This window comes from Shouchella rhizosphaerae (assembly GCF_900142675.1).
Classification (GTDB): Bacteria; Bacillota; Bacilli; order Bacillales; family Bacillaceae_D; genus Shouchella; species Shouchella rhizosphaerae.
This window is the reverse complement of the sequence record NZ_FRBS01000004.1, coordinates 1-25,633: the sequence shown is the minus strand read 5'-3', so window position 1 is coordinate 25,633 and position 25,633 is coordinate 1. Positions and strand designations below refer to the sequence as shown.

General features: G+C 45.0%; 30 protein-coding genes. 20 read left to right on the top strand and 10 right to left on the bottom strand.

Going from position 1 to position 25,633, the window contains the following annotated elements:
* The first annotated feature begins 275 nt into the window (after positions 1–275).
* Genes BUC05_RS11945 through BUC05_RS11925 form a run of 5 tightly spaced genes read left to right on the top strand, consistent with a single transcriptional unit; the run spans position 276 to position 5,744 of the window.
* Positions 276–1,088 carry a sugar phosphate isomerase/epimerase family protein gene (locus BUC05_RS11945; RefSeq protein ID WP_073304785.1) on the top strand — a complete coding sequence of 271 codons (813 nt, stop codon included), beginning with the start codon at positions 276–278 and terminating at the stop codon, positions 1,086–1,088.
* Entirely contained in the window at positions 1,063–1,863 is an 801-nt protein-coding gene (gene surE / locus BUC05_RS11940) for a 5'/3'-nucleotidase SurE (protein ID WP_073304783.1), read from the top strand. The genes BUC05_RS11945 and surE overlap by 26 nt, the downstream gene beginning before the upstream one ends.
* The gene (locus BUC05_RS11935) at positions 1,860–2,936 is read left to right on the top strand and encodes an ABC transporter substrate-binding protein (protein ID WP_084140047.1); all 1,077 of its coding nucleotides are present in this window, start codon (positions 1,860–1,862) and stop codon (positions 2,934–2,936) included. Before surE ends, BUC05_RS11935 begins: the two co-directional genes overlap by 4 nt.
* Before the next feature lie 31 nt (positions 2,937–2,967).
* Positions 2,968–4,683 (top strand): ABC transporter permease, encoded by a 1,716-nt coding sequence (locus BUC05_RS11930; RefSeq protein WP_244153301.1) that lies wholly within the window; start codon positions 2,968–2,970, stop codon positions 4,681–4,683.
* Complete coding sequence (locus BUC05_RS11925; protein WP_073304779.1) at positions 4,680–5,744, top strand: ABC transporter ATP-binding protein; 1,065 nt, start codon at positions 4,680–4,682, stop codon at positions 5,742–5,744. The genes BUC05_RS11930 and BUC05_RS11925 overlap by 4 nt, the downstream gene beginning before the upstream one ends.
* A gap of 618 nt (positions 5,745–6,362) precedes the next feature.
* Here the strand turns inward: BUC05_RS11925 and BUC05_RS11920 are convergent.
* On the bottom strand, positions 6,363–6,734 hold the full coding sequence (locus BUC05_RS11920; RefSeq protein WP_368037981.1) for a GAF domain-containing protein: 372 nt from the start codon (positions 6,732–6,734) through the stop codon (positions 6,363–6,365).
* Positions 6,735–6,889: 155 nt separating this feature from the next.
* On the opposite strand from BUC05_RS11920, the gene rlmD reads away from it, so the two are divergent.
* From rlmD to BUC05_RS11905, 3 genes are all read left to right on the top strand, one after another.
* Complete coding sequence (gene rlmD / locus BUC05_RS11915; protein WP_073304775.1) at positions 6,890–8,305, top strand: 23S rRNA (uracil(1939)-C(5))-methyltransferase RlmD; 1,416 nt, start codon at positions 6,890–6,892, stop codon at positions 8,303–8,305.
* 69 nt (positions 8,306–8,374) lie between these two features.
* Positions 8,375–9,412 (top strand): S66 family peptidase, encoded by a 1,038-nt coding sequence (locus BUC05_RS11910; protein WP_073304773.1) that lies wholly within the window; start codon positions 8,375–8,377, stop codon positions 9,410–9,412.
* A gap of 120 nt (positions 9,413–9,532) precedes the next feature.
* Complete coding sequence (locus BUC05_RS11905; RefSeq protein ID WP_011246153.1) at positions 9,533–9,829, top strand: hypothetical protein; 297 nt, start codon at positions 9,533–9,535, stop codon at positions 9,827–9,829.
* 32 nt (positions 9,830–9,861) lie between these two features.
* Here BUC05_RS11905 and BUC05_RS11900 read toward each other — a convergent pair whose 3' ends face one another.
* Complete coding sequence (locus BUC05_RS11900; protein WP_011246154.1) at positions 9,862–10,764, bottom strand: TIGR01777 family oxidoreductase; 903 nt, start codon at positions 10,762–10,764, stop codon at positions 9,862–9,864.
* 101 nt (positions 10,765–10,865) lie between these two features.
* Here BUC05_RS11900 and recX point away from each other — a divergent pair, with 101 nt between their 5' ends.
* Both recX and BUC05_RS11890 read left to right on the top strand, forming a co-directional pair.
* Positions 10,866–11,687, top strand: coding sequence for a recombination regulator RecX (recX, locus tag BUC05_RS11895; RefSeq protein ID WP_073304771.1), 822 nt, complete (start codon positions 10,866–10,868; stop codon positions 11,685–11,687).
* Positions 11,687–12,007, top strand: a complete 321-nt coding sequence (locus tag BUC05_RS11890) for a YfhH family protein (protein ID WP_073304769.1) — start codon at positions 11,687–11,689, stop codon at positions 12,005–12,007. The genes recX and BUC05_RS11890 overlap by 1 nt, the downstream gene beginning before the upstream one ends.
* A 39-nt stretch (positions 12,008–12,046) precedes the next feature.
* Here BUC05_RS11890 and BUC05_RS11885 read toward each other — a convergent pair whose 3' ends face one another.
* From BUC05_RS11885 to BUC05_RS11875, 3 genes are all read right to left on the bottom strand, one after another.
* Positions 12,047–12,205 carry a YpzG family protein gene (locus BUC05_RS11885; RefSeq protein ID WP_011246157.1) on the bottom strand — a complete coding sequence of 53 codons (159 nt, stop codon included), beginning with the start codon at positions 12,203–12,205 and terminating at the stop codon, positions 12,047–12,049.
* Between the two features lie 18 nt (positions 12,206–12,223).
* Complete coding sequence (gene sspK / locus BUC05_RS11880) at positions 12,224–12,379, bottom strand: small, acid-soluble spore protein K (protein ID WP_062749959.1); 156 nt, start codon at positions 12,377–12,379, stop codon at positions 12,224–12,226.
* Positions 12,380–12,491: 112 nt separating this feature from the next.
* A complete protein-coding gene (locus tag BUC05_RS11875; protein ID WP_073304767.1) occupies positions 12,492–13,472 on the bottom strand; it encodes a metal-dependent hydrolase in 981 nt (326 codons plus the stop codon).
* 122 nt (positions 13,473–13,594) lie between these two features.
* Between BUC05_RS11875 and mutY the strand changes: the two genes are divergently transcribed.
* Together mutY and BUC05_RS11865 are read left to right on the top strand one after the other, a co-directional pair.
* Positions 13,595–14,728, top strand: a complete 1,134-nt coding sequence (gene mutY / locus BUC05_RS11870; protein ID WP_438826983.1) for an A/G-specific adenine glycosylase — start codon at positions 13,595–13,597, stop codon at positions 14,726–14,728.
* Positions 14,725–15,474 (top strand): SDR family NAD(P)-dependent oxidoreductase, encoded by a 750-nt coding sequence (locus BUC05_RS11865; protein WP_073304763.1) that lies wholly within the window; start codon positions 14,725–14,727, stop codon positions 15,472–15,474. Before mutY ends, BUC05_RS11865 begins: the two co-directional genes overlap by 4 nt.
* Positions 15,475–15,507: 33 nt before the next feature.
* Here BUC05_RS11865 and BUC05_RS11860 read toward each other — a convergent pair whose 3' ends face one another.
* On the bottom strand, positions 15,508–15,858 hold the full coding sequence (locus BUC05_RS11860) for a hypothetical protein (RefSeq protein WP_073304762.1): 351 nt from the start codon (positions 15,856–15,858) through the stop codon (positions 15,508–15,510).
* Positions 15,859–15,873: 15 nt separating this feature from the next.
* Entirely contained in the window at positions 15,874–16,074 is a 201-nt protein-coding gene (locus BUC05_RS11855) for a hypothetical protein (protein ID WP_011246163.1), read from the bottom strand.
* Positions 16,075–16,179: 105 nt separating this feature from the next.
* On the opposite strand from BUC05_RS11855, the gene fabL reads away from it, so the two are divergent.
* From fabL to BUC05_RS11835, 4 genes are all read left to right on the top strand, one after another.
* Complete coding sequence (gene fabL / locus BUC05_RS11850; RefSeq protein ID WP_073304760.1) at positions 16,180–16,929, top strand: enoyl-[acyl-carrier-protein] reductase FabL; 750 nt, start codon at positions 16,180–16,182, stop codon at positions 16,927–16,929.
* Between the two features lie 67 nt (positions 16,930–16,996).
* The gene (locus BUC05_RS11845) at positions 16,997–17,149 is read left to right on the top strand and encodes a gamma-type small acid-soluble spore protein (RefSeq protein WP_011246165.1); all 153 of its coding nucleotides are present in this window, start codon (positions 16,997–16,999) and stop codon (positions 17,147–17,149) included.
* Between the two features lie 213 nt (positions 17,150–17,362).
* Positions 17,363–17,890, top strand: coding sequence for a nucleoside tri-diphosphate phosphatase (gene ntdP / locus BUC05_RS11840; protein WP_011246166.1), 528 nt, complete (start codon positions 17,363–17,365; stop codon positions 17,888–17,890).
* Positions 17,891–17,936: 46 nt separating this feature from the next.
* Complete coding sequence (locus tag BUC05_RS11835) at positions 17,937–19,685, top strand: ABC transporter ATP-binding protein (protein ID WP_073304758.1); 1,749 nt, start codon at positions 17,937–17,939, stop codon at positions 19,683–19,685.
* 154 nt (positions 19,686–19,839) lie between these two features.
* On the opposite strand, the gene BUC05_RS11830 is transcribed toward BUC05_RS11835, so the two are convergent.
* Both BUC05_RS11830 and BUC05_RS11825 read right to left on the bottom strand, forming a co-directional pair.
* A complete protein-coding gene (locus BUC05_RS11830; RefSeq protein ID WP_073304756.1) occupies positions 19,840–20,904 on the bottom strand; it encodes an aromatic acid exporter family protein in 1,065 nt (354 codons plus the stop codon).
* A 90-nt stretch (positions 20,905–20,994) separates the two neighbouring features.
* Positions 20,995–22,299: a glutamate-1-semialdehyde 2,1-aminomutase gene (locus BUC05_RS11825; protein ID WP_035206011.1), complete on the bottom strand. Its 1,305-nt coding sequence runs from the start codon at positions 22,297–22,299 to the stop codon at positions 20,995–20,997.
* Between the two features lie 167 nt (positions 22,300–22,466).
* On the opposite strand from BUC05_RS11825, the gene bcp reads away from it, so the two are divergent.
* From bcp to perR, 4 genes are all read left to right on the top strand, one after another.
* A complete protein-coding gene (gene bcp / locus BUC05_RS11820; protein ID WP_035206010.1) occupies positions 22,467–22,937 on the top strand; it encodes a thioredoxin-dependent thiol peroxidase in 471 nt (156 codons plus the stop codon).
* The gene (locus BUC05_RS11815) at positions 22,930–23,892 is read left to right on the top strand and encodes a D-2-hydroxyacid dehydrogenase (RefSeq protein WP_035206008.1); all 963 of its coding nucleotides are present in this window, start codon (positions 22,930–22,932) and stop codon (positions 23,890–23,892) included. Before bcp ends, BUC05_RS11815 begins: the two co-directional genes overlap by 8 nt.
* Positions 23,893–23,909: 17 nt before the next feature.
* Complete coding sequence (locus tag BUC05_RS11810) at positions 23,910–24,206, top strand: cyclic-di-AMP receptor (protein WP_011246172.1); 297 nt, start codon at positions 23,910–23,912, stop codon at positions 24,204–24,206.
* Positions 24,207–24,414: 208 nt separating this feature from the next.
* Positions 24,415–24,846: a peroxide-responsive transcriptional repressor PerR gene (gene perR, locus BUC05_RS11805; protein ID WP_011246173.1), complete on the top strand. Its 432-nt coding sequence runs from the start codon at positions 24,415–24,417 to the stop codon at positions 24,844–24,846.
* Positions 24,847–24,916: 70 nt separating this feature from the next.
* Here perR and BUC05_RS11800 read toward each other — a convergent pair whose 3' ends face one another.
* Positions 24,917–25,282 carry a YgzB family protein gene (locus BUC05_RS11800; RefSeq protein ID WP_011246174.1) on the bottom strand — a complete coding sequence of 122 codons (366 nt, stop codon included), beginning with the start codon at positions 25,280–25,282 and terminating at the stop codon, positions 24,917–24,919.
* Positions 25,283–25,633 lie beyond the last annotated feature (351 nt).

Below are 25,633 nucleotides of genomic sequence, written 5' to 3'. Positions count from 1 at the left end.
ATTAAATCACAACAGAATGTTTACAATTTTGCGCAACGTTTCAAGGTGAACCCAAGGATAAATCCGATTTACACGGTTTTCTGTTATTCCTGTTCAAACACGGGATTCTTTACAAAAGATTTAGATAATGGATAGCTTTGTTTAAATCTCTCTTGAAATCATGCTGCTACACTGTAAATAAATAGCCGAAAGGGGTGGGGCGGATCATTGACTTGCCCATGCATTTGAAAAAAGTAGTGAGATAAAAAGGACACGAGTAAAAAGGAGAATTATACATGAATGTATATGCGTCAACCACGCTTCTTTGGTCCAAGCCGATTCCAGAAGTGCTGGCTGAATTTGCGAAACTTGGGCTCTATGGCGCTGAGATTTGGGCAGAACAGATGAACTGGCACGGGACGAGCGTCTTCGAGGTTGAACGGGCTCAACGGGATTTGCCGCTCGCATACACGTTTCATGCCCCGAGTTGGGATTTGAATCAAATATCGATTAACAAAGGCATTCGTGAGCAGTCGTTGCGGGAGTTGGAGCGGTCTTTTGAAACGGCAGCAAAACTAGGGGCAAGCAATGTCACTGTCCATCCTGGGCGGTTAAGTGTAGATGGCGGATGGCTTGAATGGCACCAAGAACAGCAAATCGCTGTTACAGAGACGTTAATTAAACTAGCGGAGCAGTATGGGGTTTTGTTATCGCTAGAATTGATGGAGCCAAAAGGAAAAGAGTTGATTACAACGCCAGACGAAATGAATACGTTGCTTGAAGCAGTCAAGGGACGTTTTTCAGTAACATTTGATGTTGCCCATATTCCGTTGCACATGGATGTGGTTGAAGCGTACCTAGCAACAAAGCAAATTAGCAAAGTTCATTTAAGTGACTCTTCCAGTTCGGCTTACCATTTGGCGCTTGGGGAAGGGGACATTCAGCTGGGGCCGATTCTCGCTTTATTGGAAGAGGCCACCATTCCTGTTGTGCTTGAAGGCATGGATACTTTATCAAATCGCAAGCTGCTCTGTCACCTTCACTATTTGGAAGGTGTTCGACAAAAGCAGAAAGAGGGGTTGTATGAAGTTTCTGGTTACCAACGATGACGGTATTTTTGCGCCAGGCGTACAGGCTTTAATTGAGACGTTGCAACATTTTGGCGATGTATTGGTTGTATGCCCTGATCAAGAACGGAGCGCGATTAGCCATTCGATTACACTCAGGCAGCCGATTAAGGCGACGCCTGTGTCGATTTTTGGACAGACTGTACCCGCTTATGCGGTGAACGGAACGACAGCCGATTGTGTTAAGTTGGGGCTAGAAGTATTGTGTGATGCTAAGCCGGATTTTGTTTTTTCAGGCATGAACATTGGCCCTAACCTAGGCCGTGATCTATTTTATTCTGGCACAATGGCAGGCGCAGCTGAATCGGTCCTCCACCATGTTCCTGCCGTATCCGTTTCGATTAATAAGCTTGACGAACCAATCAAATTGCACTATCCGAAAGAATTATTTTACGGCGTGCTAGAAGTGTTGTTCCAACGAAAATGGAAACCAGGCCTGTTTTTAAACATTAATTTGCCGTATTTGCAAAAAAGCTTTATAAAAGGCTTTGCTGTTGTACCGATGGACTTGGCGGTTACACGCTACCGGTATGTTGGCTTAAATGACCCACACGGGAACGTGTATTACTGGCTAAAAGATCACTTGAACCAACTAAAGCAAGAAGAATTAGCAGAGGAAAGCGACTACGCTAAGCTGCGTGAGGGCTATATTACGATTACACCAATTGAACATAAACGGGTTAACAAAAAAGAAATTCAACGGATTGAACGATTGTTCGTGCAACCACAGGAACATACAGGAGGTATCATCCAATGATAGAAAAAAAACGAATGGTCCCATTTGCTTTATTGGTCTTTAGTGCTGTTAGTTTGGCAGGATGCGGAGCAGAAAATGTCCAAGAGCAAGTGAATTCCGCGGCAGAAACATCTGAAACAAATGAAACGGAACAGGCGGAAGGAACGGATGCAATTGCTGGAACGCTTTCGTTTTATACATCCCAGCCAGATGCCGATGCTGAGGCGCTTGTCGCTGGCTTTCGTGAACAGTATCCTGATGTCGACGTCACGATTTTCCGTTCTGGGACAGAAGAAGTTGTCAGCCGCTTGTTGGCGGAAGAGGAGGCGGGCTCGGTACAAGCGGACGTGCTTTTGCTGGCGGATGCAGTGACGTTCGAAAACTTAAAAGAGAAAGACTTGCTGTTGCCATACGAGTCCCCGGAGCTTGCCCACATCCCTGCTGATTTTGTTGATCAAGACTATATGTATATCGGCACAAAGCTAATGGCGACTGTGCTCGCTTATAACACCGATTTAGTAGAGGAGGCGCCAACATCTTGGTTCGAGTTAACCGCAGACAATGCCAAAGGGGAACTGACAATGCCAAGCCCCCTTTATTCAGGCGCGGCTGCATACAACGCAGGTGTATTTAGCCGAAACGACGATTTTGGCTGGTCGTTTTATGAGAAGCTTTATGAAAATGAAACAACAGTCGTTCAAGGAAATGGCGGTGTGGTTCAAGCAGTAGCGGGCGGCGAGGCTTCTTATGGAATGGTCGTTGATTTTGTCGTAGCCAATGCGAAAGAACAAGGGTCTCCGATTGATTTTGTTTATCCAGAAGAAGGCGTGCCAGTCATTACGGAGCCGATTGCGATAACAAAAAACAGCAAAAATGAAGGGGCAGCGAAAGCATTTGTCGATTTTGTCCTTTCTGAAGAAGGGCAACAGCTAGGCAAAGACGTTGGCTACACGCCGATTCGTGAAGGGATAGACGCACCAGCTGGACTCAAGGGAGGGGACGAACTCCATGTGTTATCAACCGATCTTGCCGATTTGTTGGAAGGGCGAGAAGAAGATAAAGAACAATTTCAATCTATTTTTGGAGCCCATTAAATGAACGACATGATTGACAGGGGGGAATAAAGTGGGCGTACAACTAGATGGAGCTCATAAACGCTTTGCTTTTTTTCAGAAGCGACGCCTGCTGGCGTGGGTACTTGCATTGGTCATTTTTTGCTTGTTTGTGCTACCGGTTATCCGACTGTTTTTGCTTAGTTTTTTACAGGAAGGCCAGCTAACATTATCCTATTATACGCAAATCTTTTCTGAACCACGAACATGGACGATTTTTGGCAATACCGTTGTGATGGTAGCGGGGGCGACAACGCTCGCGCTCGCGTTAGGATTGGTTTTTGCCTGGCTGGTTGCTTATAGCGACATTCGCTTAAAAAAATTACTGCAACTGATGATTTTAGTCCCTTTTATTATTCCGTCCTACATTTTGACATTATCATGGACACAGCTTATGAGCAGCAACGGCTGGGTGGCATCGTTGCTTCAGCTCCTTCCTTTCTCACTCGAACCGTTGCAAATGTATTCGATGGAAGGCATCATCTTTACACTTGCTTTGTCCCATTTTCCACTTGTTTTCTTATTTACAGTAGGTGTGCTGCGAAAAATTCCCCGTGAAATGGAATGGGCTGCACGGGCAAGTGGGGCAAGCAGTTGGCATGTATTCAAACAAGTAACCTTTCCTCTTGCGCTTCCAGGACTTGCCGGTGGTGGCCTGCTTGCCTTTATCGCCAATTTAGACAACTTCGGCATCCCGGCGTTTCTCGGCATCCCGGCGCAAATTACAGTGCTCAGCACAGCCATTTACCAAGAAGTGGTTGGATTTGGACCGTCTGCTTTTGCACGGGCGGCAACGCTCTCAGTCATTTTAGCTGCTGTTGCGTTACTTGGCACATTTGCGCAATGGTGGCTTGTGCGCAAAGCAAAGCAAACCGAAACGATCCAACAAGACCATGAGCCCCGCTACCAGCTCGGGCGGCTACGCCTGCCAGTTGAACTCTCTTTATGGGCATTTTTGTTGATGATCACAGTTGTTCCGATTGCTTCTATGTTGCAATCGTCTTTGGTCAAGGCATATGGCTTGCCGTTTTCAGCGGATCATCTCACGCTTGATCATTACCGTTTTATTTTGTTTGAGAATGACCGTGTCCAAGGCGCGATTGGCAACAGCTTGCTTTTAGCAGCAGGCACAATGGCGATTTGCCTATTCGTCGGCACTGGACTCGCCTATATGCGTGCCCGTCACCCAAATGTACTTAATCGGGCGCTTGAAGTATTTGTCGGCCTCCCATATGCACTACCAGGAATGGTGCTTGCTCTGGCAATGATTTTTATGTGGCTCGAGCCGATTCCTGGCTGGAATCCAGGCGTGTATGGAACGATTGGCATTTTGTTTATTGCCTATATCACTCGGTTTATGGTGTTGCAAGTCCGGGGCAGCTATACAGCGATGGTTCAAGTCGATCCGTCGATGGAAGAGGCGGCTAGCTTATTCGGAGCACGGTCAATGGCGAAGTGGCGCCGCGTGTTAGTGCCTTTGCTACTGCCAGGTGTTTTAAGTGGCGCGTTCCTTGTATTTTTGACGGCGTTAACGGAACTGACTGTCTCCTCATTGCTATGGTCGAGCGGGTCAGAAACGATTGGGCTTATGATCTTTAACTTTGAGCAAGCCGGGTACTCGACTCATTCTACCGCTTTTTCGATGCTCATTGTCACTGCCATTTTGCTTGTAATGGTCAGTATGTATATGCTTCAGCATGTTCGAGACAGGAGGATAAAGGACATATGACAACGAAAATCACAGGCTTACGAAAAGCATTTGACGCATTTGAAGCATTGCGCTCGATCGATTTATCGATTGAAGCTGGCGAATTTGTGGCAGTGCTTGGCCCGTCAGGCTGCGGCAAAACAACACTCCTTCGGTTAATCGCTGGTTTTGAACGGCCAACAGATGGGGAGATTTACATGGACGGGGTTTGCGTTAGCACAAAAAAACATGTCGTCCCACCTGAACGCCGGAACATCGGCATGGTCTTCCAATCTTTTGCGTTGTGGCCTCATTTGAGTGTACAGGAGCAGGTAGAATTCCCATTGCGCCATCATCCCCATACGCCTGCTAACCTGAAAAAGCACTATAAAGAACGGGCTCTTGACGTTTTAAAGCTTGTAGGGCTTGGCCATTTAGGAAAACGAATGCCAAATGAGCTGTCTGGCGGACAAAAACAACGGGTTGCGCTCGCCCGGGCAATGGCCCACCAGCCATCTCTTCTGCTTATGGACGAACCACTAAGCAGTTTGGACGCCGAGCTGCGGGAAGAGATGCGCCGCGAAATTCAGAATGTGCACCGGCATACAAACAGTTCCGTCGTTTATGTCACACATGACCAAGGGGAAGCATTGGCGATGGCAGACAGAATTGTCATTATGAAAGAAGGAGAAATTGAACAAATAGGGACGCCAGAAGACATTTTCCTTTATCCTAAAACCACGTATGTCGCGACATTTGTCGGCAAAGCGACAATTCTATCTGGAAAGTGGAATGGCAACGATTTTCATCCTGACGTTGACCCTACATTACGTTGGGATGGAACAGACATTGCTGCTGCGTTTAAACAACAGCAAACGTATCCAGTTCGCCCTGACCAATGGCGACTCAACGATCAGCAACGAGGGATTAAAGCAACAATAGCGAATGTGCTTTATCAAGGAAGGGAAATCCAATATGCTGTTCAATTAGAGGAGGAAACGGTAACGGTTTACGGCTCACTAAATGAGCGTTATCGGATAGGCGATACAGTCTGTTTGCAAAAGGAAGAAGCACCAGTACCACGCAAAGCCCAAATCGGGTAGTCAGCTTGAGGGGACACAAAAGACGATGGAGATTTTGCTGTGAGCAAGACTGTTGTGAGGCGTAAGGCGAAACGCTTGTACCAACGCATCTAAGCTGATAGGAACACAAAAGGAATTAAGTCTGGCTTTGGAGCTAGGCTTAATTCCTTTCATTTCTAAACATCTTTATGGCCACTAAATAACCTGTTACAACAATAATGAGACCACGGATAAAATTGCCTACTATAAATTCAAAAGAACCACTTTCCTGAGTGGCAACATATCTACTTACAAAATAGAACATCGTCGTTGCAATAAGGAAGTACAGTAAAAAGCGTAAATACATCATTTCGTTATATCAATCCATCCATTGTTTTTATACCAATCCCTACGATCAGTAAACTTAACGGGAGCGCGATCGTTCAACGAAAAAAACAGTCTTTGCTTGGGCTGTAGCTACATTTGAAAGAGCTAGTGCTTGAGTATCTAGGTCGATATAGCAGCAATCATGGCAAGAGAAGTACTGACTAAAAGAGGGCATAAGAAGTGAGCACAAGCATGTCCCGCAAAGGAAACTGCCGATTGTATTTTCTAGGGCAGTTCCCTTTTTATTTAGAGGCTATAGGGACAGTCTCTTCGTTAATTGAGGCTATATTCATGGCCAATGGCACTTGCAATCGTTTCAAGCGTTGCGACATCTGTCACATCGAAGGCGATCGCTTCTTTCGTGCGCACGACCATGACGCCGATTTCCGTACTGTTTGCATTTTTAACGGGAAATTTTAATTCGCCGTTGCATTCCCAGCGCAAATCATTTTCAAAGCAGGAGGCAGCAACAAGCTTATGGCCGAGATTTTCATACATATAAATACCGACCCAATCAATATATGGAACGGTGTCGACTAAGCTTTCCACTGTTTTAGCGAATATCGAGTAAACGTCCTTTTTTTTGTATACATGTGCCATTATTTTTAGCGATGCGATATCGGTAGGTATAGACAACCCTCTCACCCCTCTTTATGCAAAATTCCTTCTCCATTCTAACAGAACTGCAGGCAAGATGGATTAGAAAGTTTAGGAAAGCAGTCGATTTTGTTATACTAAGGGAAGAAGCGAGTTGGCCAATCAACAAAAGTGCGACCGCCTCCACTAACAGGAGTGAGACGATGAAAACGAACAATAAACAAAAAACGTCTTCTCGATCAAGCCAAGGCGTGTCTGTAGTCAAAGGGCAAAAGTTTCCGTTGACGATCAAACGTATCGGCATTAATGGAGAAGGCGTTGGTTATTATAAACGCCATGTTGTTTTTGTAAAAGGCGCCTTGCCAGGGGAAGAAGTTGTCGCTGAAGTGACAAAGGCAGGGCGCTCTTTTTCAGAAGCGAAAATCAAGAAAATCCGCAAGCGATCAAATGACCGTGTTAAAGCGCCGTGCCCCATCTATGAAGAGTGCGGCGGCTGCCAACTGCAACATATGAATTATGAGACGACATTGGAAGGCAAGAAGGACATCGTGCGCCAAGCGTTTGTCCGCTACACAAATGTGCCAGAATCAACGCTGCCGCTAAAAAATACGATAGGCATGGACAACCCTTGGTATTACCGCAATAAAAGCCAGCTGCAAACGCGCAAGCAAAAAGACGGCAGAGTGGCAGCAGGGCTGTATCGGGAAAATAGCCATGATTTAATTGATTTGTCCGCTTGCATGGTGCAGCATAAGCAGCTGAACCGGGTGGCAAAAATTGTTAAGCAGCTGCTCGGAGATTTGCAAATTCCTATTTATAATGAGAAAACGCATAGCGGTGACATTCGGACGATCGTGACTCGAATTGGCTTTGAAACAAAGCAAATCCAACTTGTGTTTATTACAAGAACCGAAGCACTCCCGAAAAAAGAGCTGCTTATTAAACAAGTGCGGGAAAAACTGCCTGAAGTGACGTCCGTTATGCAAAACGTCAACCATGAGAAAACGTCGCTTATATTCGGCGAGAAAATCGTTCATTTGTACGGTGAAAAAACGATCCATGAGCGTCTTGGAGAATACAGCTTTGACCTATCGGCACGGGCCTTTTTCCAATTAAACCCGAGCCAAACGGTTAAATTGTACAATGAAGCGAAAAAGGCGGCCCATTTAACGGGAAAAGAAAAGCTCGTTGACGCCTATTGCGGTGTCGGTACAATTGGCCAATGGCTTGGCGATCAAGCCGAAGAAGTCCGTGGCATGGATATTACCGAAGAAGCGATTGAAAATGCACGCAGCAATGCCAAAAAGCATGGAATCGATGCTGTATATGAAGTCGGTCCTGCAGAAAAATGGCTGCCGTTGTGGCTAAAGCAAGGATTCAAACCGGATGTTATTTTGGTAGACCCTCCACGCAGCGGCTGTGACCGCCAATTATTAAAAAGCATGCTAAAAGCGAAGCCGAAACGAATTGTCTACGTCTCATGCAATCCATCTACTCTTGCCAAAGACGTACAGCATCTTATTGAAGCTGGCGGCTATGCGATTCAATCCATCCAGCCTGTCGATATGTTCCCGTGGACGGCACAAGTCGAAAGTGTAACTGAGCTGATTCTCAAATAAAAAACGTTAAAATCTTGTTTGTTTACACTAGGAAAATGAAAAGAGCAATCGAAAAAGGGAGGGAATGGCGTGCTTAAACTTTTACAGCCTGCTAGACTGCAAAAAGGGGATAAAGTCGCAACTGTGAGCCTTAGTTGGGGAGGAGCTGGAGACAAGGAGATTCGTTGGCGTTATGAACAAGGGAAGCGGCGGATTGAAGAAGTGTTCGGTCTTGAGGTGGTAGAGATGCCCCATACGTTAAGCCCTCCTGACGAAGTATATCGCCATCCAGAAAAGCGAGCGGCAGATTTCATGGCCGCTTTTGCTGAGCCATCCATTAAAGCGATTATTTCCTGCATTGGCGGCAATGATAGCATTCGCATGCTCCCTTACATCGATTTTGAACTGATTCGCGCAAACCCGAAAATTTTTACCGGCTATTCGGATAGCACAGTTGCTCATCTTATTTGCTTGAAAGCCGGGCTTTCTAGCTTTTATGGCGTTTCTGTGCTCAATGACTTTGCAGAGAATGGTGGGATGCACCCTTACACAGTTAAATGGATTGAAACGGTATTGTTCTCGGGTACTCCAGTTGGCCCTATCCCAGTGGCTCCCGAATGGACAGGAGAATGGCTTGAATGGACGGTTGCCAACAAAGAGAAGCGTCGTACATATAAGCCTAATCATGATTATGAAGTGGTGCAAGGGGAGGGAGTCGTGCAAGGGCCGTTAATCGGCGGTTGTTTTGAAGTGTTAGAAATTCTAAAAGGAACGCCCTTGTTTCCCGCTCCTTCCCAATTTGATGGAGCAATTTTGTTTTTAGAAACGTCTGAAGTACACGCGCCTGAGTGGCTGCTTGAAGACGGTCTGCGTCAATATGGGGTGTGTGGAATTTTAGAAAGGTTAAGCGGCATTCTGTTTGCTAAACCCCAAAATGGCCAATTTTATAAAGAATATAAGCATGTCATAAAAAAAGTGCTAGCTGAATTTAATTGTGGGCAGTTGCCTGTCCTTTACAATGCTAGTTTCGGCCATAACGAGCCGAAATGTTTGCTGCCTTATGGGGCGCGTGGGGAAATCAATGCAAACAATGGGACGTTTGCCATTTTGGAGCCGGGAGTCCGGTAGCACTTAAGAGCCTTGGCTAAAAAAACGTAAAACTAGGCGTTCATAGTTGACCGCAAGCGCTTGTTTTCCATACGATAAAGAAGAACGGTGGCCTATGCACCAACAAGGGGGGCTTCACGCTTGAACTTATACAAAACGCACATCATTCATCCACATACGCATGTGCCACTCATTGTCTATTTTAACGAAACGGAAGGGTTCGTCAGTTTTGAACGGGATGAGCGCGTATTAAATGCCATGTATAATGTAAAGCGGGATTTGGCGTTGAATAAGCAATTTCAGGAAAGCCTGCGGAGAGCCACCCTGCTTTGCGAAACGCAATACCCGCTTGATACGCTGAAAGAAGCTGAAGAGTTTTTGCGCAAGATCGGAATTGATGAAAAAAACATTTACTTTGAACAAGTGCTCGTCCATTAAAAAGGCTTAGGTTCACATACACCTAAGCTTTTTTACGTTAGCACTTGTTTGAGCGCAGCATCAATATTGGTATACATAAAAGGGTAGTCATGCATGACTGCCTTTTTCGGGTAAGCATATGCGCCATCTAGCACCAATGTGCTCATTTCTCCGAGGGCAACTTTAATGGCGAAAGCGGGAGCTGGTAGCCAATAAGGCTTTCCTAAAACGTTAGCGACTGAGCGGTTGAGGTGCTGCATGCGCACTGGATGGGGCGCTGTTACATTGAGCGGGCCTTTTATTGACTTCGTTTGGATCGCAAAAGCCATTAAACCGACGGCATCATCAATGTGGATCCATGACATCCATTGCCTGCCAGAACCGACTTTGCCGCCTGCATAAAGTTTGTATGGAATGATCATTTTGGCTAATGCGCCTTCCCGTTTATCAAGAACAATGCCAATCCGGGTTAATACGGTACGGACCCCATAGGCTTCAGCTTGAACAGCAGCATTTTCCCATTTTCTCGCTACTTCTGTTAGAAAGTTGTTGTTAACCGGTCCGTCTGCTTCCGTAAATGTAATGGAGTCTGAATGGCCGTAATAGCCGATAGCAGAAGCTTGAATAAGCACGCTCGGTTTTTGCTCCATCTTGCTGATGAACGCCACTACTTCGTTCGTAGCCTCAAGCCTGCTAGCGACAATCTGAGCTTTTTTGCTTTTTGTCCACCTGCCCATTAGCGGCTCGCCAGCAAGGTTGACAAATGCTTCTGTGCCCTGGAGTTGCTCGAGTGGCGAGGCAGCTGGATTTAGCCACTCCACGAATGTCAGGCGTTTTTTGTTTTGCTTATTTTTGGCGTTCCGCGTTAAAATGTAAATATCATGTCCTTCATCATAAAGGCGGTTGGCTAGTTTAGAACCAATAAACCCTGTACCACCGGCTATAGCGATTTTCATAGCATATCCCCTTTTTCGCTTTGGCTGTCACTCGTTCTACACGATACCCGCTTATGCTGTTATTCACACCTATTGACTACAAAGAAGGGAGGCGTCCCTACGTGGCGACGATTTCCAAAATTACCGTCCAAAAAAAAGCAAAACAGCGCTACAATGTTTTTATCGGCAAGCCAGGAGCAGAACGGTTCGCGTTTAGTGTGGACGAAGCCATCTTAGTAAAATACGGCTTGAGAAAAGGGCTGGAACTGGACGAAAATGAGATGAAGGCGCTCATTGAAGCAGACGAACTAAAAAAAACGCATCATCTTGCCCTTCATTATTTATCGTATCGCATGCGCACAGAAAAGGAAATACGCGATTATTTAAAAGAAAAGGACCGTCTGGACGAGCATATTGAAAAAACGATTGTCTCCTTAAAAGCGGAAAAGCTTATCGACGACCGCGCCTTTGCCGAAGCATTTGCCCGTTCGAAAACAGCACAAACGCTGATCGGCCCTAATAAAATAAGGCAACAGCTCTTGCAAAAGGGTGTAGACGCCGAGGCAATCGCGAAGGCGCTTTCGCCGTATCAAATAAAGTGGCAAATCGACGTGTTAACAGCATGGTTAGATAAACAGGAAAGGCGTGCTGTCAATCGGCGCGAATCAAATGAGCAATTAAAGCAGAAACGAACGCACCAATTGTTGGCTAAGGGGTTTGAATATGAGGCCATTCAGGCAGCACTTGCAAACCGAGAAGCAAACGAGGACAATGAGTGGGAAGCTCTTGTGTACCAAGGGGAGAAGCTCTTAAAATCATATGTAAAAAAATACAATGGACGGGAACTGACTTATAAATTAAAACAGGCGCTTTACCGGAAAGGGTTCGCGCTTTCGAAGATTGACCGTTTTTTACAAACTGAAATGGAGGGGGAAGAGACGTAATGGAAAAACGATTTAGCGACATGGACGAATACGAATTAAAGCTGGAAATCGCGATGTTAAACGAAAAAGCAAAAAAAGCGGAGCAGCTAGGAAATAGCAATGAATACGCCGTCTATGAACGCCGGAAAATACTTGCGCAAGCGTATTTAATGGACCCGGCAGAGATTGAGCCAGGACAAGTTTACCATATGACTGACGGGGAGTCTTTTTTTGAAGTCTCCTATTTAAATGGTCGCTTCGCTTGGGGCTACCGCGCTGGTGAGCGCGAGTTAGTCGGGGTGCCGATCTCATTGTTAGGCGATAAAAAATTAGCAAATTAAAAACGGGTCTCCGAAAAAGGAGACCCGTTTTTCGCACATTTACGTGCGTTTGCGCATTTGCGCTTCAAGCACAATATTGTGTTGGCTTTGTTGGGTTTCGCCATTCACTTGGTGGAAAGCGTGCTTTGCATTGGCACGCGGTGACATGAACGGATCAGTATACAAACTGTGTGAGAAACGCGAGTTTTCCTTTCCCATGAGGCATTCCTCCCAAAATTAAAGCGAGTTAAAGTGGTTGGACGATCTCATTCGTTCTTGCGGGTGGTCGCGCGTTGTACCGTCAGGACGCTTAGACGCGTGCTCATCGGCATTATTCGCTTTATTCCCGTTGAACGAAATCGGGTTTGGGAAACCTTTAGCTTTGTTTCGCATCGGTGAAACCCCCTCGCCATATCGGCTTAACTGTAGTATGTCCGGGATGGCGAGGCGCTATCGGTGGCAAACCTAACCAGTTTTATTGCCATCGTGTAAGGGCGATAGCCAATTACGTAATGATTTTCAATTTTTTTTGCAGTGCTTCTTCGCTGTAAACCCACCCAGTGTATGAGGTGACAATGTTTAGATCGGCATCGAGCTGCACAATGGCTACGAATGGGTAATGGCCTTTGCTGCGATAGCGCAAATCGAAGAAACGAACTTCATAGCCGCCGTCCGTTGTCGCCTCCATTTCCCAGCGGTATGTTGGCGAAAAAGACAGGAAAGCAGCAAGATTTTTGTCGGAGCACGCTGCTTGCATGACAGGATCAGTTGGAATCGGGTCAAAAGCATAACGTTCAAAGAAAGTGATTTTTTTATTTTTTGATTGGGCTACATAAAGCATATCAGGTGTCCGAATAACAAGATGCCATTTGTTCCAGCGAATTGTCGGCGATACAAAGATATGGGTAGCATTTGGGTGATGTTGCCTTGCACGCTTGACAACGTCCCTCTTCTCACTAATCCGCCATGCATAGTATAAAACCAATCCTACATAAATAACGACAAAGGATGGACCTGGGGGAAAGCCCAATGCCCATAATAAAATCCCGACAACATGGGCGCCAAAGACGACGGGGTCAAAAATATTCATGACACCAAGTGCGATCCAGCGATTCGAAAATGGCCAGAGTGCCTGTGTGCCATACGCATTGAAAATATCAACAAATACGTGTAAAAATACGGAAATTGCAGCCCATAGAAGAATCGTCGGCCAATGGGCATCTTGAAAGAAGAGCATCATTCCGCCAGAGATAATGAAGGGCCAAAGCAGTAGTGCTGGAATGGAATGTGTCATGCCGCGATGATGGCGGATGTAAATTGCATTGTTTTTTAATTTTAAAACGGTATCGAAATCTGGCGCATTGGAGGCAACCAGTGTGGTGGCTAGGACGGCTGTCATCATGTAAGGCGATGAAGCAATCTGGGCATCAAGTGTCGCCAGCCCAGCCAGTCCAGCACCCATTACAATATGTGTGGATGTATCCATACGAAGAGAGCATCCTCCTTTTGCAACCAATCATGCACAATTTCGTAATTGGCGGCTGTACCTAAAAGTAATTTATGCTATAGTTATACCCGACGTTAGTGGAAAATAAGCGTATCTTCATCATGAAGGCATTTGGTTTTCAGGTCAAGTCAAAGGGACATCAGGTGAGAAGAGTGACAGAAACATACAATGAAAACATATCATACAGCGATTTTAGGCGCCAGCTAGTCGAGTGGTATCAGGCTCATAAACGGGAATTGCCTTGGCGTGAATCGAACGATCCCTACCATATATGGGTGTCAGAAATTATGCTGCAACAAACAAGAGTCGATACGGTTATTCCTTACTATGAACAATTCATGCGTAAATTTCCTGAGATGGAAGATCTTGCTTACGCTGAAGAGGAAGAGATATTGAAAGTATGGGAAGGGCTTGGCTATTATTCCCGTGTCCGCAATTTGCAGGCCGCTGTGAGGGAAGTCGTAGAACACTATGGCAGCGTCGTGCCCGATACGCGCAAGGAAATCGAACAATTAAAAGGAGTCGGCCCCTATACCGCCGGTGCGATTTTAAGTATTGCTTATGCAAAAGCAGAACCTGCCGTTGACGGCAATGTGATGCGTGTATTGTCGCGCGTTTTTTGCATGGAAGATGATATTGGCAAACCGCAAACGAGAAAAAAGCATGAAGCGATTTTATATGAACTAATTGACAAGAGCGACCCATCAAGTTTTAACCAAGGATTAATGGAACTAGGCGCTCTTGTGTGTACACCGACTTCGCCAGGCTGCCTGCTTTGTCCCGTGCGAACGCAATGCCTCGCCTATGAACGAGGACAACAAGAGCGGCTGCCGATAAAAATGAAAAAGAAAAAAGCAAAATCGATTGAGCTTGAATCGTTTTTATTGAAAACAGAAAAGGGCGAACTGCTGATTGAAAAGCGTCCAGACAAGGGGCTATTAGCTGGCTTATGGCAGCTTCCTGTGCTTGAAGGACGGTTTGATCCAGGGGAGCGCCAACAAAAGTTGGCTGAAAAATACCATATAGAAGCGGAGCCCAGTGCTGCTAATTTTCAAGTGAAACATATATTTAGCCATTTAATTTGGGAAATTGAGTTGTACGTAGGCATGGCGAATCGAAATGGTGAACTACCGGCGAATTGCCGCATCATAAAAGCGGAAGAACTAGAGCAGTATGCCTTTCCAGTTTCACAGCAAAAATTGTTGAATCATTGTTTGGAGGAGGGATGGCTATGAATTTGGGCTTAACGGGAAAACGCGTATTCGTAACAGGAGGAACAAAAGGGATTGGCAAAGCAATTGCCAACGCTTTTGCTGCAGAAGGAGCCAAAGTGGCTGTTTGTGCAAGGGTGACAGAAGGCATAGAGGGACTACTAGCAGGTATTCAAACGATTAGCGGCGATGTGACCAAAGCGGCTGAGCGTGAGCGAATGTTTACCGAGGCGTCAGCAGCGATCGGACCGATTGACATATTGGTTAACAATGCAGGCGGCAGCAATGGCGGAGCAATTTCCGAAACGGCGATGGATGTGTTTTATGAAGCGTTCGAGCTTAATTATTTCTCTGCTGTCCATTTCTCAAAGCTTGCACTGCCAGCGATGAAATCGGCAGGGAGAGGAACGATTATCAATATTTCTTCTATATTTGGTCGTGAATCAGGTGGGAAAGCGACTTATAATAGCGCAAAAGCGGCGCTTATTAGTTTCACAAAAGCTCTTGCTGACGAGACGGCAAAACAAGGCATCCGCGTCAACAGCATAGCCCCGGGCTCGATACTTCATCCGACTGGAAATTGGCAAAAACGCCTTGATGCCGATCCAGAGGGGATCACCGAATTTGTGAATCGTGACATTCCGGCCGGTCGGTTTGGAACTCCAGAAGAAGTAGCAGATGTCGTCGTGTTTTTAGGATCAGATAAAGCGAGCTGGGTAACTGGAGCTACACTAGTGGTAGACGGCGGCCAGTCAAAATCGAATATATAGGAAAAGCACACCGCCGAAACCGCGGTGTGTTTTTTAGATGCCAGGCTCTGTGTCGTCTTCATTCAGCAAGTTAATTTCTTTTATTTTGGCTTTTGTTTCTTCGGTGCCAAGTTGGTATAGGCGTTCGTATACATCGTTCATGCCAACTTGAAATTCATTTTTATCGGCATCGCCGGCACGTTCGTCAAAATGTCTAAATGAGAAAAGGTTGCCGAGCTCGACATCGTGTTTATTGACTTGCCTGAGCAATTCTTCAAACTGCTTTTTCTCTTCTTCAGTGGCGGCGATTTCGTATTCAATTAATTGGCCGTCATTTACACGCACGTTGCTAATTGTGTCCATACTTATCGGATTTAAATTAACGTAATACAATTGTTTATCCATCTTATTACCTCCCTGTTAAGAAAAGGATTGGTCTACTTTTTGCAAGCCGCCCCGGCGTTCAATTTCTTTTAAAATTTGGTTGTGGCGCGAATTTCCTTGGATATTCAAATAGGCACTAAGTTGTTGCATTCCGTGGTGGAAAAAAGCAAGTTCTTCGTCTGTCCACATGTGTGGCGAAATGCCTTCCAACTCGGTTAAATCCCTGCCGTCATACACACTAAAATGCTCCTTTCCTGTGCTTTCGTGTAGTTTGGCTGTTCGAGCGCCTGCCTATGCGTTATAATGGATAAATCGTACTGACTTAGCAAGGAGCGTGTAGACATGGAAAAGAAAGTGGCATTAGTGACAGGAAGCAGCCGCGGAATCGGAAAAGAAATCGCGATTTCCCTGGCAAAAGAAGGATATAACCTCGTAATCAATTACGCACGAAGCCGCTCGAACGCAGAAACAACAGCAGCGGAAATTCGCGCACTTGGCGTGGACGTGCTTGTTGTCAAAGCCAATGTTGGCAAGCAGGAAAAAATTAAAGCGATGTTTGAACAAATTGACGACACTTTCGGGCGTCTTGATGTGTTTGTAAACAACGCAGCTTCTGGTGTGTTACGGCCGCTGATGGAGCTTGAAGAAAGCCATTGGGATTGGACGATGGACATTAACGCCAAAGCACTGCTATTTTGTGCCCAAGAAGCGGCAAAAAGAATGGAAAAAACCGGAGGCGGCAAAATTGTCAGCCTAAGTTCTTTAGGGGCCATCCGTTATTTGGAGAATTATACGACCGTTGGCGTGTCTAAAGCGGCTGTAGAATCATTAACGCGCTATTTGGCTGTTGAACTGGCGCCAAAAGGAATTGCCGTCAATGCTGTTTCGGGTGGAGCAGTGGACACAGATGCATTGACACACTTTCCAAACCGGGATGAATTGCTAAAGGATGCAGCAGAGCGAACTCCTGCAGGGCGGATCGTAGAACCAAAGGACCTTGCTAAAGCAGCCATGTTTTTATTGTCAGATGAAGCAAGTATGATTCGTGGCCAAACGATTATCGTGGATGGCGGTATCTCCTTGCTGGCATAACGTTTTATTTTTTTTTGCATAGAAAAAAACTCCACGGGAAAAGTATATAGCGTGGAGGTGATAAACCATGGACAAAGCATCAAAAACAAACAAAAACCAAGTAAAGAAGCAAAACCAAGCTTCTGAACAAGGATACAATGCTGAATTTGCGAGCGAGACAGACGTACAAGAAGTAAAACAACAAAACGCTCAATCAGCAGCTAAAAAGAACCAACAATAATTTGTGAAACGCGAGCGCTTTGGCGCAAAAAGACACCCTTTGCCAACTAGGTTAAGGGGTGTCTTTTTTTGTCAAAACGAAGCTACTTTTGCCTTTGCGAGCCTTAACGTTTTAAATACGACCTGAACCTTGTATAATAGAGGATGTACATTCAAATTGTGAAGGATAGCAGAAGAGTCTGCGTGTGTGGAAATTGAGAGAAAGGAGCCCGCTATGAGCTTTCCTAAGGAAGGCAGCACTATCCAGATACACAGCTACAAGCATAATGGGAAGCTTCACCGCATTTGGGAAGATACGATTGTGTTGAAAGGAACGTCTAAAGTCGTAGTAGCAGGAAATGACCGCATCATTGTCAGGGAAGCGGACGGAAGAAATTGGCGGACGCGTGAACCAGCGATTTGTTATTTTGATGCCGAGCAATGGTTCAACATGATTTGCATGCTTCGCGCTGATGGCATTTATTACTACTGCAATCTTGGAACGCCTTTTACATGGGATGAAGAAGCGTTGAAGTATATTGATTATGACTTGGACATTAAAGTGTATCCGGATATGACGATGAAGCTGCTCGATGAAGATGAATACGAACTGCATAGCAAGCTCATGAAGTATCCGCCAGAACTTGATGTTATATTACGAAAAAGTGTAGACGAGCTTATATCGTGGATCCACCAGAGAAAAGGGCCGTTTGCGCCCCAATTTGTAGAAAACTGGTACGAACGGTATTTGCAATACCGCTAAGAGCCTGAGCCTTCAGGCTTTCTTTATAGAAAAAGAAGGGGTTTACTTGAAGACAATCAAAAGGTATTTGGTGTTTGTAAAGCCATACCGCAAAGAAATTATTGGAACGATTTTAATTGGGTTGCTGAAATTTGGCATCCCGCTGTTATTTCCACTTGCGATGATGTACATTATTGACGATGTTCTTCTCAATGAAGAGTTGTCTATTGCTGAACAATCTTCACAACTTTATTGGATTATTGGCGGCATGGCGTTTTTGTTTATCGTTTTGCGCCCGCCAATTGAATACTACAGGCAGTATTTTGCCCAATGGATCGGCAACAAAGTACTATACGATATTCGTGACCACTTGTTCACGCATATTCAAAAGCTGAGTTTGCGCTTTTACTCAAACCGCAAAGTGGGGGAAGTCATTTCCCGGGTCATCCACGACGTCGAGCAAACGAAAAACTTTGTGATCACTGGCCTTATGAACATATGGCTCGATTTGGCGACGATTTTAATCGCGATTGCAATTATGCTCCAATTAAACGTATGGTTGACGCTTGTTGCTATTTCGATGTTTCCGTTTTACGGGTTTTCGATTAAATATTTTTACCAACGTTTGCGGAAGCTGACGCGGACTCGTTCACAAGCGCTTGCGGATGTACAAGGCCATTTGCATGAGCGCGTCCAAGGGATGAATGTCATCCGCAGTTTTGCCAATGAAGACTATGAACAAAAGCAATTTGCTGTTCGCAACCAACGCTTTTTAGCGAAAGCACTTGATCATACGGCTTGGAACGCAAAAACGTTTGCCGTCGTCAATACTGTGACGGACATTGCCCCGCTTCTTGTTCTGTTTGTATCGGCGCTGTTTGTGCTAAATGGCAGCTTAGAGCTCGGGGCCATGAGTGCTTTTGTCCTTTATATGGAACGGCTATACGGCCCGTTACGGCGGCTTGTCAATTCATCGACAACGTTAACACAGTCCATTGCTTCGATGGACCGCGTTTTTGAGTTTATTGATGAGAAATACGATATTACAGACAAAGAAGGAGCAGATGTGTTGACTGATGTCAAAGGAGCTGTGACATTTGAACATGTGACCTTTTCCTACGACAATGAAGCGGCCCCGGCACTACAAGATATCCATTTAAACATTCCAGCTGGGCAGACGGTTGCCCTTGTTGGCATGAGCGGTGGAGGGAAAAGCACGCTCGTCAGCCTGATACCGAGGTTTTACGATGTTACAAAAGGCCGGATTCTGATTGACGGCAAAGACATTCGTGACCTCGTCGTGAGAAGTCTGCGCGACAATATTGGCATGGTACTGCAAGATAATATCCTGTTTAGCGACAGCGTAAAATCGAACATCAAAATTGGAAAGCCTGATGCAACAGATGAAGAAGTCATTCAGGCAGCAAAAGCAGCCAACGCCCATGAATTTATTTGCAAGCTGGAAAATGGCTATGATACTGAAGTTGGCGAACGGGGAGTCAAACTATCTGGAGGGCAAAAGCAGCGCATTGCCATTGCCCGCGTATTTTTAAAAAACCCACCTGTTCTCGTTTTTGACGAAGCGACGTCAGCACTCGATTTGGAAAGCGAACATTTTATCCAAGAAGCACTAGAAAAGCTGGCCCGAGACCGGACAACGTTTATCGTTGCACATCGTTTGTCGACCATTACGAATGCCGATACGATTGTGGTCATAGACGACGGAAAAGTAGTCGAACAAGGCACTCATAAAGAATTAATGGAAAAGCAAGGTTCCTATTACAAACTATACAGCGTCCAAGAATTGGAAGCGTAAAGGATCAGGCTGATAGAAAACGCTTGTCAGACGAGGAGTGCAGGCGAGGGAAGATGCGAATAGAACGTGGGTTCATGAGCATATGACCGAGGCAAACGACGAAGTATGCGAGCGTTTTTCTACAGTCTGAAAAACCGCCTAAAAGGCGGTTTTTTTACGTATTTGCATCGTCTTCAGTTGTGTGGATTTGGTGGTTTTCGACAAGCGTATCAAGGTGCTCCAACTCTTGCTGGTATTCAATAATGGCTGAAATTGCTGGCAGGAAAGAATGCCATTGAGCCAAGTCAAACGCTTCTTCTTCATAAAGAGTAACAAACAGATTCGTCATTGTCGATTGCCCTTCTTCAATTTCGTTCACATAATCTTCAAGGGCATTGGTGCTGACCTTCCCGTTGTAACGCAAAATAATGCGGCGGTGGTAATCGGTCAACGATGTAATTTGCTCTTCGATTCTGCCTTTCACACGGTCAGGGAGATTGCTAAAGTCTTCAGAGCGATGCTCAAGCATTTCCAAGACACGGTATGCTTTTTCGCTAGTAGAAATCATTTGCCTAAACACGACGACTTTCCGGCGTTGGTTAAATGTTTTCGAGCGAAAATAATTGCGTTCTTCCCTGAACAAATTAAACAAGTCATTTGTTTTATCCAAATGGTTTTTTTGCGCTTTCATGTCTTCACGCAAAGCAATCGAGTCAGCCTCACGGCGGGCAACAAGTTCTAGCCACTCGAGCAAGCTGTCTGTCGTGGAAGACAGCTTGTCGTAAACTTTGTTCTCATACCGTGGCGGTATAAAAGCTAAATTCACAAGAAAAGCGGCAAGGATGCCTATCAAAACAAGGATAAACCTTTGTGCTGCAAATTCTAGGAAATTATCGGACGGGCTCTCCATGATGATGATCACAGTCACAATTGCTGTTGGAATAATAGCCGGCTCCAATTTTAATTTAATAAAGATCGCAATGGAAAGCATTACTACAACACCAACTACGAAAGGCGCATGCCCAAATGTCATTACAAAGATGACACCAATAATAGCGCCAATCAAATTGGCTTGCACTTGGTGGCTGAAAGTCCGCAATGTCCGAAACAGCGAAGGCTGAATCGCGAAAGCGGCAGCAATCGCGGCAAATGTCGGTGGATTAAATTGGAGCCAATTGGCCAGATAAAGGGCAAGTACGACTGCAAGCCCCGTTTTCAAGATACGAGCTCCTAGTCTCATGTATCGCATTGTCCTTTCTCAGTTTAAAAACATGGCATTCCGTTCTGGGCCTTTCTAGTATATTTGAGTCGCGGCTGTTTCATGCGCTGATCAGCTATAGAAATCCGCAGCGACTGTTTTAAATGAACGGTACGCAGCTTCAATTGTTTCATCAATGTCATTTTTGGTATGGGCAATCGTTAAAAACCAAGCTTCGTATTTGGAAGGCGCCAAGTGAATTCCTTCATTTAACATCGCTTTGAAAAAGACGCTAAATTGATCGCCGTTAGAACGTTTGGCTCCTTCATAATCAATGACGGGCTCATCTGTAAAATAAACGGTTAGCGCTCCTTTTAACCGGTTAATTGAAATCGGAACATTCGCTTTTGCGGCCGCTAAATAGAGGCCTTCTTCAAGGCGTGCCCCAAGTTCATCGAGTTTCTCGTATACGCCTTCTGTTCGCAAGACTTCGAGGCAAGCAATACCTGCGCTCATGGATGCAGGGTTTCCGGCCATTGTCCCAGCTTGGTAGGCGGGTCCAAGTGGAGCGACTTGCTCCATAATATCCATCCGGCCGCCGTATGCGCCAATTGGCAATCCGCCGCCAATAATTTTTCCTAGAGCGGTCATATCTGGCTTCACATTCAAGTAGTCTTGAGCGCCTCCATACATAAAGCGGAAAGCCGTAATGACTTCATCATAGATCACGAGAGCGCCGGCGCTATGAGCAAGGTCATTAACAGCTTCTAAAAAGCCTGGCTCAGGTTCGACAATGCCAAAATTGCCAACGATTGGTTCAACAAGGACAGCGGCTGTTTCGCTTCCCCAATGGGCTAGCGCTTCTTTAAATGCCTCGATGTCATTAAAGGGAACGGTAATGACTTCACTTGCCGTTGCAGCTGTAACGCCAGCTGAGTCTGGAGTGCCGAGTGTAGAAGGGCCTGATCCAGCAGCTACGAGAACGAGATCAGAATGGCCATGGTAGCATCCAGCAAATTTAATGATTTTTTCTTTGCCTGTATACGCTCTTGCGACGCGAATCGTCGTCATGACCGCTTCAGTTCCCGAATTTACAAAGCGTACTTTTTCAAGGGATGGAATGGCATTTGTTAGTTCCTGTGCAAATTCATTTTCAAGCCGAGTTGGCGTGCCAAAAAGAACGCCTTTGGCGGCCTGGTCTTGTATAGCTTTTGTAATGACTGGATGGGCGTGACCGGTGATAATGGGGCCGTATGCCGCTAAATAATCAATATAGCGGTTGCCGTCAACATCATAAAAATAGGCACCTTCTCCCCTTTCCATGAAAACAGGCGTGCCGCCGCCCACTCCTTTGTAGGCTCTAGAAGGGCTATTTACACCACCTACAATTACATGTTGAGCTTCCTGGTAAAGGGATTCTGATGTTTTGCGATTCATAAGGACCTCCATCTGCTAATAAACTTCTCCCGCTTATCATAGCATATGTCCTATAGCAAGTCAGAGAAAAGGGCATATGCCAACAGAAAAATCTCTTCATTGAAGAATTTCGCCAATTCCGCTAATCTTTTAAGAGAGAGTAACTGATCGAAAAGGAGCGTAATAGAATGGTACGACAAGGAGAAAAAGCACCTGATTTTGAACTGCCGGCAAATGGCGGAAAGACGATTCGTTTGTCTGATTACAAAGGCTCTTACATTGTCCTTTATTTTTACCCGAAAGATATGACCCCTGGCTGCACGACGGAAGCGTGTGATTTTCGCGACCAAACTGAAGCCTTTAAAAAAGAGGGAGCGATCGTACTAGGTGTAAGCCCCGATCCGGCAGACAAACATGACAAATTTGCCGAAAAACATGGTCTGCCTTATCCGCTTGTGGCAGATGAGGACTTGGAGGCTGCAAAAGCGTACGGAGTTTGGCAGCTTAAAAAGAACTTTGGCAAGGAGTACATGGGCATTGTTCGCTCTACGTTTGTAATTGGCAAAGACTTTACGGTTCTCAAAGAATGGCGCAATGTAAAAGTGAAAAACCATGTTGAAGATGTACTCGCTTTTGTTAAGGGACAAAATGATGAGTGAGAACGCATCGGTTGTTTTCTTTATGAAACAAACAGAGGAAAGGCAAGAGCTACTTAAACACTCTTTTGCAAATACGTCCTTTTATTTTCCTGATAAAAAAGGAGTTCCTAGCGATCAAATTTTAAAAACGGCGGATGTTCTTGTTACGTTTGGCGACGATATTACGGAATCGCTTGTGAGCAAAGCGTCTTTACTTAAGTGGATTCACGTCATGTCAGCTGGCATTGAAGGGTTGCCTCTGCGCCTTTTGCATGATAGAGGCGTGTTGGTAACCAATAGCAGAGGCATTCATGCTGAGCCGATGTCCGAACACGCTATTTGGGCGATGCTTGATTATGTAAAACACGCTACTCGTTATCGGATGTTGCAACAAAACAAACAATGGGATAAAAGCATCAAGCCGAAGGAACTTACTGGGATGACAGCTGTTTTTCTTGGCACGGGCGCCATCGCTTCAAAAACGGCTGAACGGGCCAACATGTTTGGTATGCGAACAATTGGCGTTAATACAGATGGCCGTCCGCAAAAACATTTTGAGCAGACATTTTCTATGGAAGAATGGGATAAAGCATTGAGGAAGGCTGATGTTCTGATCAACATCCTTCCTTATACAGAACAAACGCATGGCATTTTGAATAAAGAGGCGTTTAGGCAACTTAAGGGGCACACAGTATTTATTAATTTGGGTAGAGGAAAATCCGTAGTTGAAACGGATTTGCTCGATGCATTAAAATTAAAACAAATTGATCACGCTTATTTAGATGTTTTTGCAGAAGAACCGCTTCCCCTTGATTCACCTTTGTGGGACGATAAGGCGGTGACGATTACCCCTCATGTTTCGGCAGCAACATCCCATTACATGAAAAGAGCTCTTGTTATTTTTATGGAAAATTTAAAAGCCTTTATAAACAACGAGGATCTTAAAAACATCGTTTGTTTTGAAAAAGGATACTAAAGGGAGGGATCAAAACGATGAAGCTGTTAGTATGCATTATTGATGATTTTTACGCTGATGATGTAGAAAAAGATTTGCGCAAACAAGGGTATCGGATGACCGAACTTTCTAGTTCAGGCGGCTTTTTAAGAAAGGGCAGCACAACGTTTTTGTTTGGCGTTCATGAATCGGACTTGGAACAGCTTCAAGCTGCTCTAAAAAATGCATGCTTAAATGTTGAATCAAAGCGGCAGCGAAAAGATAAAAAAACACATCGTTATACCTCTTTTCTAGTTCCAGCTGCAAACGCAACACCGTTGTTCGTACAAACATGAACACGATCAAAAACGCTTGTCAGGCGAAGAGTGCAATCTGAATAGAATGAGCAGATGCTTGGTGTTTGCCTCTAGTCTGAGAACCGCCCATATAGGGTGGTTCTTTTGCATCTAAACAGCAAATTTTTGCCTGCTCTTGCTTAAAGCCAAGTTACAACTTATAATTAATATAAAGAAAGAATAGTTTTCCGAAAGAGAGGCGCATAGTATGGCTAATCGAGGCTTATCGGAAGCAATTGATGCGCTTAAAAGCACACGAGTGCGTATGACACCGCAGCGCCACGCGATTTTGGAGTTTTTGTATGAATCAATGACACACCCTACAGCGGATGAAATTTATAAAGCATTAGAAGGGCGCTTCCCGAATATGAGCGTAGCGACTGTATATAACAATCTGCGTGTTTTTAAGGAAGTTGGCATTGTAAAAGAGTTATCGTATGGCGACGCTTCAAGCCGTTTTGATTGCGTGACAAGCAACCATTACCATGTCATTTGCACGCAATGCGGTAAAATTGTTGACTTCCATTATCCTGGACTAGATGAAGTGGAAACCCTTGCAGAGCATGTGACAGGTTTTGAAGTTGACAATCATCGCATGGAAATTTACGGCGTATGCCCAGATTGCAAAAAAGCGCGTTAAGGGCACCTGATAGGAAAGAAAAAAGAGGAAATAGCCAGCGCTCTTTCCTCTTTTCCTTTCTATACCGTTTTTATGTTTGTGACTTTTTGGAAGCGGGAGAGTTATAAGCTTCGTCAAATTCCTTTCCTTCAAGTGAACGGTCCATCGTTAGTGGCTGATCGCAATGCATGCACGCATCGACACGGCCGAGTACTTTTGTTTGCTTTTCGCATGACGGGCATATGACAGGAACCGCCCGCGTCGAAAGAAGGCCAATAAAAAAATAGACAACTGTACTAGCGATAACGGCTAGAAAACCGAGTATCATAGCGATGACCATAATGACTGGATGCTCTTTAAAGAAGATGCCGACGTACATAATGAGGATCCCGACAAACACTAAGCTTAGTGCGAATGTGCGTATTTTGTTGATTTTGTTTGTATACTTTAGCTTCATTGCTTGCCCTCCTGGTGTTTATCTGAAATAGCAACTTACATTCAATAAAACGAATCGAGTATAGTATAACATAGGTTAACCGATCTCGTTAAAGCGCTTCTGTAAATAGAAGGAGATCATTCCCAAAAAAAATTTCAAAAAAAGTGTTGACCGATTTCTGTAGCCATGATATATTATTTCATGTCGCCAACGAACTGGCGATTCATTGAAAAACAAATTGACTGAATGGTCTTCGCTATGTTAAGATCATGAAGTCGCAACCGAGTCCTTTGAAAACTGAACAAAAGCCAAGCGTAAAAGAGATACAAGGTATCTCGTCAATCATAGTGAGCCACAACTTCGGTTGTGCAA

Bases quoted from the DNA above. Each gene is read 5' to 3' on its own strand.
- BUC05_RS11875 (WP_073304767.1), bottom strand. From the start codon at position 13,472: ATGGATACATCCACACATATTGTAATGGGTGCTGGACTGGCTGGGCTG.
- BUC05_RS11860 (WP_073304762.1), bottom strand. From the start codon at position 15,858: ATGGATAAACAATTGTATTACGTTAATTTAAATCCGATAAGTATGGAC.
- mutY (WP_438826983.1), top strand. From the start codon at position 13,595: ATGAAGGCATTTGGTTTTCAGGTCAAGTCAAAGGGACATCAGGTGAGA.
- BUC05_RS11945 (WP_073304785.1), top strand. From the start codon at position 276: ATGAATGTATATGCGTCAACCACGCTTCTTTGGTCCAAGCCGATTCCA.
- ntdP (WP_011246166.1), top strand. From the start codon at position 17,363: ATGAGCTTTCCTAAGGAAGGCAGCACTATCCAGATACACAGCTACAAG.
- sspK (WP_062749959.1), bottom strand. From the start codon at position 12,379: ATGCGAAACAAAGCTAAAGGTTTCCCAAACCCGATTTCGTTCAACGGG.
- BUC05_RS11865 (WP_073304763.1), top strand. From the start codon at position 14,725: ATGAATTTGGGCTTAACGGGAAAACGCGTATTCGTAACAGGAGGAACA.
- BUC05_RS11935 (WP_084140047.1), top strand. From the start codon at position 1,860: ATGATAGAAAAAAAACGAATGGTCCCATTTGCTTTATTGGTCTTTAGT.
- BUC05_RS11925 (WP_073304779.1), top strand. From the start codon at position 4,680: ATGACAACGAAAATCACAGGCTTACGAAAAGCATTTGACGCATTTGAA.
- BUC05_RS11825 (WP_035206011.1), bottom strand. From the start codon at position 22,299: ATGAATCGCAAAACATCAGAATCCCTTTACCAGGAAGCTCAACATGTA.
- surE (WP_073304783.1), top strand. From the start codon at position 1,063: ATGAAGTTTCTGGTTACCAACGATGACGGTATTTTTGCGCCAGGCGTA.
- BUC05_RS11810 (WP_011246172.1), top strand. From the start codon at position 23,910: ATGAAGCTGTTAGTATGCATTATTGATGATTTTTACGCTGATGATGTA.
- BUC05_RS11830 (WP_073304756.1), bottom strand. From the start codon at position 20,904: ATGAGACTAGGAGCTCGTATCTTGAAAACGGGGCTTGCAGTCGTACTT.
- BUC05_RS11800 (WP_011246174.1), bottom strand. From the start codon at position 25,282: ATGAAGCTAAAGTATACAAACAAAATCAACAAAATACGCACATTCGCA.
- perR (WP_011246173.1), top strand. From the start codon at position 24,415: ATGGCTAATCGAGGCTTATCGGAAGCAATTGATGCGCTTAAAAGCACA.
- bcp (WP_035206010.1), top strand. From the start codon at position 22,467: ATGGTACGACAAGGAGAAAAAGCACCTGATTTTGAACTGCCGGCAAAT.
- BUC05_RS11815 (WP_035206008.1), top strand. From the start codon at position 22,930: ATGAGTGAGAACGCATCGGTTGTTTTCTTTATGAAACAAACAGAGGAA.
- BUC05_RS11900 (WP_011246154.1), bottom strand. From the start codon at position 10,764: ATGAAAATCGCTATAGCCGGTGGTACAGGGTTTATTGGTTCTAAACTA.
- BUC05_RS11885 (WP_011246157.1), bottom strand. From the start codon at position 12,205: ATGGGAAAGGAAAACTCGCGTTTCTCACACAGTTTGTATACTGATCCG.
- fabL (WP_073304760.1), top strand. From the start codon at position 16,180: ATGGAAAAGAAAGTGGCATTAGTGACAGGAAGCAGCCGCGGAATCGGA.
- BUC05_RS11845 (WP_011246165.1), top strand. From the start codon at position 16,997: ATGGACAAAGCATCAAAAACAAACAAAAACCAAGTAAAGAAGCAAAAC.
- BUC05_RS11890 (WP_073304769.1), top strand. From the start codon at position 11,687: ATGGAAAAACGATTTAGCGACATGGACGAATACGAATTAAAGCTGGAA.
- rlmD (WP_073304775.1), top strand. From the start codon at position 6,890: ATGAAAACGAACAATAAACAAAAAACGTCTTCTCGATCAAGCCAAGGC.